Consider the following 13198-nt stretch of genomic DNA (forward strand, 5'->3'; position numbering starts at 1 on the left):
CCAGGGTACCCCGGTGCGGCGCAACGGTTTGCGGCCCGAGCGGATGGGGTAGGTTGCTCGAGCAAGAATCGCTCGCACATTCGCCGACCCGGCGAAGCTAGAGGCAAGAGGTAGAAAAGTGGCGAATCGCAACCGAGGAGACCTTCGGTGAGTGTAGAAGGCGGCTTCCGCGACCTCGACGTGCAGACACGAGCACAAGACGACTTCGAAATCCTCTCCGTGCGCGGTGAAGTCGACATGGCCTCGGCGCCCCAGTTGCAGGCGGCGCTGGAGAAGGCACAGCAGAGCGGCAAGACACTGGTCGTCGATATGACCCAGGTCGGCTTCCTCGGCTCGGCCGGACTCAGCGCGTTGCTGGTCGTGTCCAAGGCAGCGCCCTACCAGCTGCGCGTGGTCGCCTCCCATGAGGTGGCTCGACCGATCGAATTGACCGGACTGGACAAGCTGCTCGCCGTCTACGCCACCCTGGAGGCGGCAATCGCCGCGGAGCCGAACGCGCACTAGGTCCGCAGTCGCGGCTCCCGTACTCGCGGGAGCCGCACGACCTGCACGAAGAACTCATCGATCTGCCTGATCGCAGCGATGAACTGGTCGAGATCCACCGGCTTGGTGACGTAGGCGTTCGCGTGCAGTTTGTAACTGCGCAGAATGTCTTCCTCGGCCGCCGATGTGGTGAGCACGACCACGGGGATGTGGGACAGCTCCGGGTCGGCCTTGATCTTCTCCAGCACCTGCCTGCCGTCGTACTTGGGCAGGTTCAGATCCAGCAGGATCAGATCCGGCCGTGGGGCGTCGACGTGCGCGCCGGTGCGATAGACGAAGTCCAGCGCTTCCTGACCGTCCCTGACCACGTGCAGCGTGTTGCCGATCTTGTTGTCCTCGAAGGCTTCCCGCGTCATCAGTTCGTCGCCGGGGTCGTCTTCGACGAGCAGGATATCGACCGGCTGGGCGGGATCGGTCATGCGAATACCTCGTTCTCGATGGATGCGGCGGTGGTCGCGGGCGCTGCCGCCCGCAGGGTGAAGCACAGGCGGGTGCCGTCACGGTAGTCGGTGTCGAGCCAGATCCGGCCGCCGTGGAACTCCACGATCTTCTTGCACACGGCCAGTCCGATCCCGGTGCCGCCGTACGCATCTCGCGGGTGTAGACGCTGGAAGATGACGAAGACCTTCTCCGCGAATTCGGCCGCGACGCCGATTCCGTTGTCCGACACCGAGAACTCCCATTCCTCGGCGTCGTCGACGTTGGACGCGCACGCCACCCGGACCACAGGGGTCAGGCCGGGCGTGCGGAATTTGATCGCGTTGCCGATGAGGTTCTGCCACAACATGATCAACAGGGTCGGTTCCCCGAGGAGCTCCGGCAACGCCGCCGGGCGCTCGATCACGGCCTCGGATTCCTCGATGGTCGCCGACAAGGCGGCCATCGCCTCGTCCAGGGTCTGATCCAGGCCCACCGGCTCGGTGCCCTCCGACATCCGGCCGACGCGGGAGAAGGTGAGCAGGTCGTTGATCAGCACCTGCATGCGCTTGGCGCCGTCGACGGCGAAGTCGATGTACTGCTTGCCGCGCTCGTCGAGCTGGTCGCCGTAGCGCTTCTCGAGCAACTGGCAGAACGAGGCCACCTTGCGCAGCGGCTCCTGCAGGTCATGGGAGGCGACGTAGGCGAACTGCTCCAACTCGGTGTTGGATCTGCGCAGTTCGTCGGCCTGGATGTCGAGATCCTGCTTCTGGCGCAGCAGTTCCGCCTCCTGGATCCGCGTGGAATCGAGCTCGGCGACGATGTGATGGCGCATGTTCTCCACCGCCTCGCAGACCAGCGCGATATCGGAAGGACCGACAGCCTCGATCTGCGCGTCGAACTCCCCCGCGGCTACCCGCCGCGACGACTCGGTGAGATAGCCCAACGGCCGTACCACCAGTCGCCGTACCAGCACGGTGAGCAGCACCCCGGTCAGCAGGAAGACCGCGACGATGCCCCACAGCACGATGTTGCGGGTGGTGCGTGCGCTTGCCAGCTCGGCGGAATCGCTGTCGACGACCGCGACGAGATGGTCGTTCTGCACCGCGAAGGTATCGCGCACGGCGTCGAAGAGCGCCTTTCGACGCACCGCTCCGGTGGCGGCGTCGAGACCGATGCCCGTGCGAGACGACACGGCCCCGGTCGCCGGATCGGTGAAGTCGGCCCGCCACTGCTGGGCGGCGAGGTCGACAGCGGCGAGGTCGGCGAGCAATCCGGGGTGGCCGACGAGCAGCTCCCGTAAGCGGTCCGCGGCGCGTGTCTGCTCCTGGCGCCCTCGGTCGTAGGGCTCGAGGAACTGCGGGTCCCCGGTGATGGCGTAGCCGCGGATGCCGGTCTCCTGATTCAGCAGCGCACCCTGCAGCCGATGGGCTTCGGTGGACGCGGGCAGAGTTTCGGCGAGCAGACGATCGGTGACCCGGCTGGTGTGCGCGATGACCTGCGCACCCGCCGCGGCACCGACGACCACCACCAGGATCATCAGCGCGAACACGAGCTGGAACCAGCCCTGTGCCGTCAGCTGACGGATCGACCCCGACCGGGCTGGTGCACTACTCGTCACGTCATCCGCCTCGTCACATCACTCCACCGCAAATACAGGATGGCCACATCGTCATCCAAACCGCCTGCCGCCGAGGCAAGCTCCGCCACCTGCCCGATCAGCGCGTCGACGAAGGACTCGGGCTGCCCGACGGGCAGTGTCTGTGCCAGTTCGAACAATCCGTCCTCGCCGAGGCGGGTGCTGCCGTCGCCGACGCGCCCTTCGAACAGTCCATCGGTGAACAGCATCAGCCCCGCCTCATCCGCCAGCGCCACCTCGTGCGCGGGCCACTGCGCGTGGCCCGGCACGAAACCGAGGGCCGGTCCGCCGGGCACCTCCACCCAGCTCAGTCCGCCACCGGTGCACGACAGCATGCCGGGGTGACCCGCGCGGCGTACCGACACCTGCCGGGTCGCCGGGTCGAGTACCAAGCTGGTAGCAGTGGCGAAGGTTTGCTGGTCGGCGCGTTCGGCGAGCAGCACTTCCTCGAGCAGGCTCAGTTGCCTGGCACCGGTGACACCGCTGAGCACCAGCGTGCGCCACGCCAGCCGTAATGCGACCCCGGTCGCCGCGGCGTCGGGACCGTGGCCGGAGACATCACCGATGATGGCGTGCACGATGCCGGTCGGGTCCTGGACCACGTCATAGAAGTCGCCGCCGAGCAGTGAGTGGTCGCGGCCGGGCCGATACCGCGACACCACCTCCACTGCGGGGTCGGCACCCAACAGCGGGGTCGGCAACAGTCCGCGTTCGAGCCGGGAGTTCTCCTGCGCCCGCATCTGACTGGCCTGCAGGGCCGCGCTGGTGAGTTCGGCCTGCTTGCGCTGGATCGCGTAACGCACTGCGCGCCCGAACAATTCCGGGTCCACCCGGCCCTTGACCAGGTAGTCCTGCGCGCCGGAGGCCAACGCGAACAGCCCGGTGCGCTCTTGGTCGAGCCCGGTCATCACCACGACAGGGACCTGATCGTTGCGGTCGCGGATCCCGGCCAGCGCCTCTAGTCCGTGCGCATCGGGCAGATGCAGATCGAGCAGCACGCAATCGGGGACGTCGGCGCGTAGGCGCTCGCCGGCCTCGGTCAAGGTGCGTACCCAATCCAGGTGCGGGCGCGGAGACAGATCGGCGACCATCTCTTCCACCAGCAAGGCGTCGCCGGGATCGTCCTCGACCAGCAGTATGCGGAGTTGACGTTGCGATCTGGGCCCGGCCGCGATGGGATCGGCGTTCAACGCGTCACTGCGCACCACGACCACCGCCGGCGCAGCCGAGAGTCGCCTGCTCGCGCCACATCAGACCTCCCCCTCCCCACCTGGACAGCACAAAACCCAGGGTGTGCACGAAAGCCTCCGATCACAGGCGCCCACGACGCGAACTGACTCCGCCGGCCGGTTGCTGGACCGAAAGGTAGTACCGGGGATGCTATCCGATTGCGCCGACACCCATGCCCACGCGGGATTTCGGCGTGGGCATGGACACCTTCGCCTATCGCACTACGTGCCCGGACTTGGTGTCCGCGAGGTCGACCACCCTATCGAAGGCCACTCCGCCCCTGAGCTCATCGCCGGCTACCTCCACGGATCCGAAGGTTCGAGAGCGAATCGCCCGGCGTACTGCGCGCTAGCCGCATACTGCGCGCGAGCCGCTGAGGCTTGCCCGCCACGTCCGACTTGCACCCACACCGGCCGCCGACGGGCCTCGTTGTCACATATGTGGCGGCTGGAGGTGGTCCTTCGCAAACACCGCCGTCACGTAATCGACGAGGTGAAGACGGAGGGCGGAAGGCCAGTCTGCCGAGAGATCGTCGAGGTCCACACCGAGTGCCTTTTCGACTTCCTTCAACACGAAGGGAAGCGGGATGCTCTCGCGCGAACAAACCTGTACCGCGTACTCCAATTGATCCACGACATCGTGGAGATGAGCGGTCTCGCTGTCATAAGATTCAGCGCCATGAGCCGCAAAGCGGTATTCAAGATTTCGTGAAACCCGATCGCCGCCTGCGTCATCGCGCGATAGCGGGGTACCACTGATGTTCTCGTCCATCGATCCCCCTGTCGAAGTAGTTCCCCGTCAATGGTCGACCGTACCCGAATATTCGCAGAAAATGGAGGGCCAAACCGGACATCTTATAGCTAATTAGTAGCTAACATAAGCGGGTTTGTGAGCCGTACCAAAGAGCATGTGATCTGCGCGAGATCGGCAGCCGGGCGCGAGGGCGGCCGTCTATCCGCGTGGCACAGGGCACTTCGGGCGGCCGTCACGACGCTTCCCACCTCGGCAAACGCCCAGTCTCGTCCCGGATACAGCACTGCCGACAGGAACGTCGGCGAGATGCCGAGGCCGCGAGGTCAGCCCAGGTGAACCAGTGAGCCGATACGGCGCAGATATCCCGGCCGGCCGACCGGAACCGTGTTGCGCTCGGCTTCGAGGAAGGCTGGCATCATTATCGCGGCCAGTTCTATAGCGTCCTTACGGTCGTGGCCGCTGTCGCAGTGTCGAAGCATTCCCTGGAAACTCCGCAGCTTCGCGGTGTTGGTGTTGAGAATTTTCTGTCAAACACCGGAAAGCACCGGAATACTACGCCTGAACGGCCGGTCCGGGCGGTCGAAAATTATTCATCCCCTGCCGCCGATGACCATACTGGCGACACTGCATCCAACTGTGAATTGCCCTGCGGCACAGAACAACCCGATTACTCCGTCTCGAATATTCATACTGCGATACCCGCGCCCGGCAAATAGCTGGCTCGACATTTCACTACGGATGCGACAGGAATCTCTTATACAAGTCATCCATGGACCCGGCGCCGGTCGACATGCAGTGCTGACGCACACGGCCTCGGCGGTTACACCTCTGCCGTCACGACGGATCATGTTCGCGACCGGATTCGATTCACAGCTGACGCGAATCCTGATTTCATAGGAGCTCTCGCAGTAGATGAATCAGGTTGCCCCTGACGACACACCGCCCCCACAGGTGCGGACCACCGAGGCGTCCGGTCGCGGTCGATCAGGCTTCTCTCCCGGCCCGACGCGGGCACCGTGGCATCGACACGGGCGGCGCCTACTCGTTCGCACCGCTGCGAACGACCCTTCGCCTCGATCTGCGCGAATCTCTGGCCGCCCTCCGAAACAGCACCAACCATGAAGGCGGAGATTCGTTGTCGCGACCCATCAACCCTAGGACGCCGCCATGACCGTCACAGACGAATACCTCAGTAACAACACCGCGTACGCAGCGCAGTTCAGCGGCCCGCTCCCGCTGCCGCCCAGCAAGCACGTCGCGGTGGTGGCGTGCATGGACGCCCGCCTCGATGTCTACCGCATCCTGGGACTGCACGACGGTGAAGCGCACGTCATCCGCAACGCGGGCGGCGTGGTCACCGACGACGAGATCCGCTCGCTGGCCATCAGCCAGCGACTGCTCGGCACCACGGAGATCATCCTGATCCACCACACCGACTGCGGCATGCTCACCTTCACCGACGACGATTTCAAACGAGCGATCCAGGACGAGATCGGCATCAAGCCCACCTGGTCCGCCGAGGCCTTCGGCGATCTCGACGAGGACATCCGCAACTCGCTGCGCCGCATCGAACGCAGCCCCTTCATCACGCGCACCACCTCCCTGCGCGGATTCGTCTTCGACGTCGCGACCGGCAAACTGAACGAAGTACTCGACTGATCATCGGTGTGACTGCCCGAGTGGCCGAGATCAGATCCGCTGCTCGGGCTCCGACACAAGGCCCCAGATGAGCAAGCCCTCCCCCGCCGACGCGCGTCGCGTCGCGATCGTGACCGGCGCCGCGTCCGGTATCGGCCGAGCCACTGTCGAGTTGTTCGCCGAACGCGGGCACGACGTGGTCGCGGTGGATCTCTCCGAGCACGGCCTGACCGGATTCGGCGACGGCATCGTGCCCCTGGCCGGCGACGTGTCCTCCGACGCGGTGAACCAGGCCGCGGTCGACGCCGCGCTGAGCCGTTTCGGCCGACTCGACACCATCGTCCTCAATGCCGGAACCGGCGGCACCCCGCCGCTCGAGGCCGCCGATGCGGTGCGCACAGCCGACCGCATCCTCGACGTGAACCTGCTCGGGCCGATTCGCGGGCTGCGAGCGGCGATTCCGGCGTTGCGTCGGTCCGGGGGCTGCGCGGTGTTGACCGCATCGGTGGCCGGTTTGCGTGGCGATGCGGGAAACTGGGCCTACAACGCGTCCAAAGGCGCGTTGATCAACCTGGTCCGCGCGGTCGCGATCGACTATGCCGCGCAGGGGATTCGGATCAACGCCATCGCACCCGGGCTCACCCGCACCGGCATCACCGCCGGCGTACACCAGGACCTCGCACTGCTCGCCGCGATCGAACGCCGGATCCCACTCGGACGGTTCGCGGAACCACGTGAACAGGCGGAGGCGATCTGGTTCCTCGCCTCGCCCGCCGCCGGCTACATCACCGGCACCACCCTCGTCGTCGACGGTGGCCTCGACGCCAACCTGGGCATTGTGCCGCTGCCCGGCCAGTTCTGAACCAGCAGCGCCCATCCGAAGTGCTGTCGACTGCTGCGATTCACCCTGTGGGACGCGCTGTTCCAGCAGGCGACAACCACATGGGCCGCTGACCAGCGGAATAGTCGCGTTCGGGATCGCCGATCGCGGTTGCTCGATAGGGTCGGCGCAACGATCGAGCTGGAAGGTGAACGTGGGAATCAAACAGCGCGCCACGGTGCAGATGAGCGCGGACGAGATCGCGCAGTTCCTCGACCGCAGCAGGGTGCTCACCTTGGCCACCCTCGATGCCGAGGGGAAGCCGCATCTGACAGCGATGTGGTTCGGGCACCTCGACGGCAAGATCTACTTCGAGACCAAGGCGAAGTCGCAGAAGGCCACCAACCTGCGCCGTAACCCGACCCTCACCTGTATGGCCGAGGCGGGCGACACCTACGACCAATTGCGCGGCGTGTCGATCGAAGGAACAGCGCATCTGATCGAGGACCCCGCCGATGAGGAGTACTGGAACGCCGGAATCGACGTCTTCCGCCGCTACGTCGGTCCCTACACCGAGCAGGCTCGTCCGCTGGTCGAGTCCATGATGCACAAACGCATCGTCGTTCGGGTCGAGCCGACGCGGATCCGCTCGTGGGACCATCGCAAACTCGGTCTGCCCGCCATGCCGCTCGGCGGCAGCACAGCCGGCGTTCAACCCTGATCTGAGCCCTTCGGACGAGCACAATGAAGGGGTCCACCTCTCGACCGCATCCTGGAAGTCGTCTCCGGCAGGGTGATCGTCGCCGTACCGGAAGAACGGTAATCGAACGGAGAAACGCCGATGACCGACGCCGATTACATCGTGGTTGGAGCCGGTAGCGCCGGTTGCGCGGTAGCTCGCCGACTCGCGGAAAGTGGCGCGTCTGTCGTGCTGATCGAGGCTGGGCGCGCCGACGACAAAGGCATCGCCAAGATGCTCTTCCAGATTCCCGGCGCTATCAACGTCATGCACTCCACGCCGCAGTTGAAGAAGCTGTTCGACTGGGGTTCCAAGTCGACACCGCAACGCTGTGCGCTCGACCGCACGATCCCCATGACGCGCGGCCGGGTCCTGGGTGGTTCGAGTTCGGTCAACGGCATGCTCTTCGTCCGCGGCAACAAGAAGAACTTCGACGACTGGGCGGCCGAGGGCTGCGAGGGCTGGGACTACGCCGGTGTCCTTCCGTACTTCAAACGACTCGAAGATTGGGAGGGCGGCGCCAGCGAGCTCCGTGGTGGCGGTGGCCCGATCAAGGTCACCCGGAAGAGCGATCTCACCGAGGCGGCCCGCGCGTTCATGGCAGCGGCGACCGAGCGCCTGGGTGTGCCTGCCATCGACGACTACAACGCGGAAAGTCAGGAAGGCGTCGCGGTCTTTCAGCAGAGCGCCGCGAAGGGGTTGCGCTACTCCACAGCGCAGGGCTACATCCATGCGGATCCGCTCCCGAACCTGCTGGTTCTCACCGAGACGACGGTCATCAGGATCGTCATCAACGGCTCGCGGGCCACCGGCGTCGAGATCACGGTCGAGGGCGGCAAGCAGATTGTGCACGCCTCGCGCGAGGTGATCCTCTCGGCGGGAGCGTTCGGGTCGCCGCAGATCCTCCAACTGTCCGGAATCGGTCCCGCCGAACACCTCGCGCAGCACGGTATCGCGGTGCACGCGGATCTGCCGGTCGGCGACAACCTGCACGACCACCTCTTCGTCCCGCTCTCGTACAACATGAAATCGGCGGTGCGTCGACCGACTCCGTCGTACTTCCTGCGCGGACTCCTCGCGGAGAAGCGCCGGCCAGGGAGCTCGTGGGCGGCCGGATCATCGTTCGAGTCCGTCGCGTTCGTGCGCACGTCGTTCGCCCAGGACATTCCCGACCTGCAGCTGCTCAGTCTCTACTGGGTCTACCCCTCGCCCAACCAGGACTCCGACAAGCGGGTCGTACCGCCGACGAAGAAGCCGGGACAGAGTGTCTTCCCGACGCTGATCTACCCGGAGAGCCGGGGCACCGTCAGGCTCTCCTCGGCGGATCCGACCGCGGCTCCACTCATCGACCCCGGGTATCTGAGCGTGCCCAAAGATGCGGAAGTACTGCTCGAAGGCATCGCGATGGTGCGCGAGATCATGGCGGGAACCGGCGACAACGCAGGCGAGATCAACCCCGGGGCCGAGTTCGCCGACGACGCGTCGCTGCGCGCGGAGCTGCCGAACCGAATTCACACCGTGTACCACCCGGTGGGCTCGGTGCGGATGGGCGTCGACGAGCGTGCGGTCGTCGATCCGACGTTGCGGGTTTCGGGCATCGACGGTCTGCGCGTCGCGGACGCGTCGATCATGCCGTCCATCATCGGCGGGAACACCAACGCGCCCTCGATCATGATCGGCGAGAAGTGCGCGGACCTGATCCTTCGACCCTGAGCGGTTCCGCATCGGTATACACGCGGTGGGCCTCTTGCCGAAGGGAGGACAATGGGCGGTGGGTTGACCAGTTCGTACGCACCGTCAGGAGCACGCGATGCTACACAGCCACCGAACGTTCTCCCACTTGCTGCACGATATGGGTGAGCAGTCTTTCGACGACCACCGAGTGCGTCATGCGGCCTGGGTCGCGCGATGGGTAGGCCACGGCGCCACCGCTCCCCTGCATCTCGATGACCTCACCGCCCTTGCCGAAGGTCTCGAGTCCCAAGCCCTGCCCGCCGGATCGGTGATGTTCTCGGCGGACCAACCGCCGGACGGAGTCTGGATCGTGCGGCAGGGGAAGGTCGAACTGTCCGTCGAGTCGGGCACACAGCGTGCGGTGGTAGGCATGTTGGGTCCTGGCGATGTCGACGGCGATATCGCGCTGGTGCTGGGGGTGCCACTGGCATACACCGCGCGCACGCTCGCCGAGACGCAGTGCCTGTTCCTGCCTCAGCGCAATTTCGACACAGTGCTCACCACCCACCCCGAGATCGCTCGGCGCTGTATATCCACTGTGGCGCAACGGGTTACGACAGTCCAGACCCGGCTGACCGATATGCTCGGCCGCCCGCTCCCGGTCCAGGTGGCTCAATTGCTTCTCGACGAAGCCGTCGACGGGTCGGTGCAGCTGGATCAGCGCACGCTCGCCGCCATGCTCGGCGTGCGGAGCCCGTCGTTCCACAAGGTCATCGAGGAATTCGAGCGACACCGCCTGATCACCATCGGCCCAGGAACCATCGGCATCGATGACGGCGACGGATTGCGGCAGCTCACAGCAAAACTTCACAGCCACTGAGCAGCCGGCGGGTGATGACAGGCCGAGACAATACCGGTCTGCGAAAAAACCTTTCCGCAGTTAACTATTCCGGATAGATATCTAATTGCGGATAATGATATTTTTGACACGCTTGGATTTGCGATTTCAACAACAGAAAGATGCGAGCGGGTTATATTTTCTGAACACCCATTTTTTAGCGGTTCGAACTCCCGTCTTACCGCTGCTCGACATTCCCTGGAGATCGCCATGATATCGACCTCTTCCCTGTTTCGTGCGGGCTTTATCGCCCCGGTCGCCATCGCTACCGTCTTTTGTTTGGCCGCACCGGTAAATGCCGCGCCCGTCAGCGTGAACTGGAGCTGCCGGGGCACGGTCCTCGGTATCGGCCAAACCTCGAGCATGAACACCTCGGTCACCGGCACCGCGCCGAGCTCGGCGGCATCGGGTTCCGCGGTGGCCATCACCATCACACCGGGCGCCTCGTCGGTGCCCAGTTCGGCTTCCGGATTCACCGTGAACAACATCAGCAACCTGAAGATGACCATTCCGACTCCGGCGAATTCGACGGTGGTCTCGGCTACCGCCTCCGGGGGCACCGTGGCGGGCACCGTGGCCACATCGGGCGGGAATGTCGTACTGACCGTGCCGGGCCCGATCGCCGGCGGCACCAGCTTCACCCCGCCGGCGGTGACCATCAACGTCACCGCCGGCGCCGCCGGAACACCGATCACCAGCAAGTACGCGGGGACCAGCTACACCAGTCCCGGTATGACCATGACGACCAATGTCTCCTTTGTCGGCAATGTCGCGACCTCGTGCTACCCGAACCCGTCCCCGACCCTGACCACCACAGCTGTCGTCTGAGCTCACCCAACGAGTGCCGCCGGATGATGACCGGTGTCCGCGCCGGCGGCCTGTGGTGAAGGGGCCGGACCGGGTTGCCTCAGCAGCCCGGCCCGGCCCCACCGACCCGCACCCGACGGCAGCATCACCTGATAGTGGTTGCCCTGCTTACGGTTTGGAGACGAGAAGTCAGTTCGACCGAATTATCCGATGCGCAGTATCGCCTCGCCCGGTGTGTCGTACAGTGCATGTCCGGCACAGCCACGGCCGCTTCGATGACCGGAGCGGTGCCGCTTTCGTGATGTTCGTCAGCCGCGGTTCGGGCAGCCGGTCGATCGATGGACAGGAGCGCCCATGCCCACTTCGAGCACCTGGCCGCAATCCCCGCTGCCGCGCCCTGCGGCATCCATCGACTCCGCCGCGCGTCCCGGCTCCCCTGAACGGATCGCGGCGCTCAGCAACCGAGCAGGCCCTGATCGGTGACTCGTGCTGAGCGGTTCTCTGTTTCCAGTGATCGATGGGAAAGCCCGTGTGCCCGACAACAAGCGAACCCGCCCGGATCTCGGTCGAGCTCAAAAGGGCGCTGGAGTTCTACCACGGAAGCGTCGAGGACCTGGTCCGTGAATTGATCAGAGTGCTGGGCGTGAACGAGACCGATCGGCGTGCGCTGGAGATCGTCCTGCTCGAGGAGAAGTCCACGACGCCGGGCAGGCTGGCCGAGCGGCTCGGTCTCACCTCCGCCGGTGTCACGATCATGCTCAACCGGCTGGAGAAACAGGGCTACATCGCACGGTCGCTGCACCCGACCGATCGTCGTCGCGTCATTGTGATGGCCACCGAACTCGCGGCCGATCGCGTACAGGAACTCGTCGTTCCGATGATCGTCGAGAGCTACAAGATGTTGCTGAATTATTATGACGCCGCCGAACTGGAAATAATCGCCGACTTTCTCACCCGCGCGGGCGAACTGCAACGAATTCACCGGCAACGGCTGCGCGAGGTGGATCCCTACTCGCGCCCCTGAGAACAGCACGCCGGTCGGCGTATTTCGAGGGAGAAAGCAGGAATGCAATGCGCACCTTCGACAACAGCGAAGACCCGGTGGCGGAGCCTGTCACCGAGACCGAGCCTCGACCCCAGAATGCGCGACGGTGCGGCCACCCGCCCGCGGCGCGATCAACAGACCGGTTCCGGCGGCACATGTCGCGTGCCGGGGTGGCGGCCGCGTTGGCGATGACGGTTATCGGGACAACGCTCGTGGTGCGGGCAGATTCGAGCCCACCGGCGCGGGCGAACAGCGCGGGGCCGTTCGCGGGCCAACCCACCGCACGATTTTCCGACTACGACTACAGTGCCGGCCGAAGCCAGTCCATCGCGACGATCACGAGCACAACAGCCGACAACCCGAGCGAGGTCGCCGTGCCGGTCGACGTCTCGGGCGGCCACCCCGCTACCGATGCCGAGTCCGCCCAACCGGGCGCCGATTCCCCGAGCACGACCACTGCGACGGAAACGACGACAACCATACCGACGGAAACCGCGACGGCGAACTCGACGGTTGTTTCGGTGAGCGCGAGTTTCTCTGCCACGGCAAGCCTTTCGGTCCAGGACACCTCCGATGTGCCGGGCCCAGCTGCCGTGACCCCGACCCCGACCTCCACGGTGCCCGTCGCCATGACTCCGACTGACACGTCGACGATCACGGTGACAGCCGATCCGAGCACGGTGACGACGTCTGCTGATCCCTCGACCGTCACCGTCACTTCCACCACAGCGCCGGGCACCACCACGACGGCACCGCCCAGCACCACGACAACAACCGATCCGCCGAGTTCGACCACGACATCCCGGTCACCGGCGATATCCACGACACCGGCGGCGCCGACGACCACATCGGCTCGGTCGACAACAACCACGTCGCCAACGACGACCATGCCCCCGCCCACGACGAAGCCGCCGCGTCCGACTCCATCGATCGCCCGCCCACCGGCCACCGCACCGAGGTGACGGCAGCAGGACGATCGGACCTGCCGCGCACGC

The 13198-nt window shown here is 65.3% G+C and carries 15 protein-coding genes; 9 read left to right on the plus strand and 6 right to left on the minus strand.

Annotated elements, in window-relative coordinates:
• Nucleotides 1-147: 147 nt before the first annotated feature.
• On the plus strand, nt 148-504 hold the full coding sequence (locus tag ACWGCN_RS10835) for an STAS domain-containing protein (RefSeq protein WP_379313850.1): 357 nt from the start codon (nt 148-150) through the stop codon (nt 502-504).
• Here the strand turns inward: ACWGCN_RS10835 and ACWGCN_RS10840 are convergent.
• From ACWGCN_RS10840 to ACWGCN_RS10855, 4 genes are all read right to left on the minus strand, one after another.
• On the minus strand, nt 501-962 hold the full coding sequence (locus ACWGCN_RS10840; RefSeq protein ID WP_452529009.1) for a response regulator: 462 nt from the start codon (nt 960-962) through the stop codon (nt 501-503). The genes ACWGCN_RS10835 and ACWGCN_RS10840 overlap by 4 nt on opposite strands.
• Nucleotides 959-2581, minus strand: a complete 1623-nt coding sequence (locus tag ACWGCN_RS10845) for a sensor histidine kinase (RefSeq protein ID WP_452457629.1) — start codon at nt 2579-2581, stop codon at nt 959-961. The genes ACWGCN_RS10840 and ACWGCN_RS10845 overlap by 4 nt, the downstream gene beginning before the upstream one ends.
• Nucleotides 2578-3738 (minus strand): PP2C family protein-serine/threonine phosphatase, encoded by a 1161-nt coding sequence (locus ACWGCN_RS10850; RefSeq protein ID WP_452457642.1) that lies wholly within the window; start codon nt 3736-3738, stop codon nt 2578-2580. The genes ACWGCN_RS10845 and ACWGCN_RS10850 overlap by 4 nt, the downstream gene beginning before the upstream one ends.
• Before the next feature lie 523 nt (nt 3739-4261).
• Nucleotides 4262-4600: a hypothetical protein gene (locus ACWGCN_RS10855; RefSeq protein WP_378995999.1), complete on the minus strand. Its 339-nt coding sequence runs from the start codon at nt 4598-4600 to the stop codon at nt 4262-4264.
• A gap of 1149 nt (nt 4601-5749) precedes the next feature.
• Between ACWGCN_RS10855 and ACWGCN_RS10860 the strand changes: the two genes are divergently transcribed.
• From ACWGCN_RS10860 to ACWGCN_RS10880, 5 genes are all read left to right on the plus strand, one after another.
• On the plus strand, nt 5750-6241 hold the full coding sequence (locus ACWGCN_RS10860; protein ID WP_387444380.1) for a beta-class carbonic anhydrase: 492 nt from the start codon (nt 5750-5752) through the stop codon (nt 6239-6241).
• Nucleotides 6242-6308: 67 nt separating this feature from the next.
• Nucleotides 6309-7082, plus strand: a complete 774-nt coding sequence (locus tag ACWGCN_RS10865) for an SDR family NAD(P)-dependent oxidoreductase (protein WP_452457630.1) — start codon at nt 6309-6311, stop codon at nt 7080-7082.
• Between the two features lie 172 nt (nt 7083-7254).
• Nucleotides 7255-7761: a pyridoxamine 5'-phosphate oxidase family protein gene (locus ACWGCN_RS10870; protein ID WP_378996005.1), complete on the plus strand. Its 507-nt coding sequence runs from the start codon at nt 7255-7257 to the stop codon at nt 7759-7761.
• Between the two features lie 120 nt (nt 7762-7881).
• The gene (locus tag ACWGCN_RS10875; RefSeq protein WP_452457631.1) at nt 7882-9492 is read left to right on the plus strand and encodes a GMC family oxidoreductase; all 1611 of its coding nucleotides are present in this window, start codon (nt 7882-7884) and stop codon (nt 9490-9492) included.
• 139 nt (nt 9493-9631) lie between these two features.
• Nucleotides 9632-10333, plus strand: a complete 702-nt coding sequence (locus ACWGCN_RS10880) for a Crp/Fnr family transcriptional regulator (RefSeq protein WP_452457632.1) — start codon at nt 9632-9634, stop codon at nt 10331-10333.
• Here ACWGCN_RS10880 and ACWGCN_RS10885 read toward each other — a convergent pair.
• Nucleotides 10321-10860 (minus strand): hypothetical protein, encoded by a 540-nt coding sequence (locus ACWGCN_RS10885; protein WP_452457633.1) that lies wholly within the window; start codon nt 10858-10860, stop codon nt 10321-10323. The genes ACWGCN_RS10880 and ACWGCN_RS10885 overlap by 13 nt on opposite strands.
• Here ACWGCN_RS10885 and ACWGCN_RS10890 point away from each other — a divergent pair.
• The 3 genes from ACWGCN_RS10890 to ACWGCN_RS10900 all read left to right on the plus strand — a co-directional run bounded on the left by ACWGCN_RS10890 (nt 10853) and on the right by ACWGCN_RS10900 (nt 12182).
• The gene (locus ACWGCN_RS10890) at nt 10853-11179 is read left to right on the plus strand and encodes a hypothetical protein (RefSeq protein ID WP_378996014.1); all 327 of its coding nucleotides are present in this window, start codon (nt 10853-10855) and stop codon (nt 11177-11179) included. The two genes, ACWGCN_RS10885 and ACWGCN_RS10890, sit on opposite strands and share 8 nt — an antisense overlap.
• A 333-nt stretch (nt 11180-11512) precedes the next feature.
• Complete coding sequence (locus ACWGCN_RS10895; protein ID WP_379314492.1) at nt 11513-11641, plus strand: hypothetical protein; 129 nt, start codon at nt 11513-11515, stop codon at nt 11639-11641.
• A gap of 34 nt (nt 11642-11675) precedes the next feature.
• Nucleotides 11676-12182 (plus strand): MarR family winged helix-turn-helix transcriptional regulator, encoded by a 507-nt coding sequence (locus tag ACWGCN_RS10900; protein ID WP_378996018.1) that lies wholly within the window; start codon nt 11676-11678, stop codon nt 12180-12182.
• 322 nt (nt 12183-12504) lie between these two features.
• Here the strand turns inward: ACWGCN_RS10900 and ACWGCN_RS10905 are convergent, their stop codons facing one another.
• On the minus strand, nt 12505-13092 hold the full coding sequence (locus ACWGCN_RS10905) for a hypothetical protein (protein WP_452457634.1): 588 nt from the start codon (nt 13090-13092) through the stop codon (nt 12505-12507).
• Nucleotides 13093-13198: the final 106 nt, after the last annotated feature.

The sequence above is a fragment of the Nocardia sp. NPDC055050 genome (assembly GCF_053608345.1).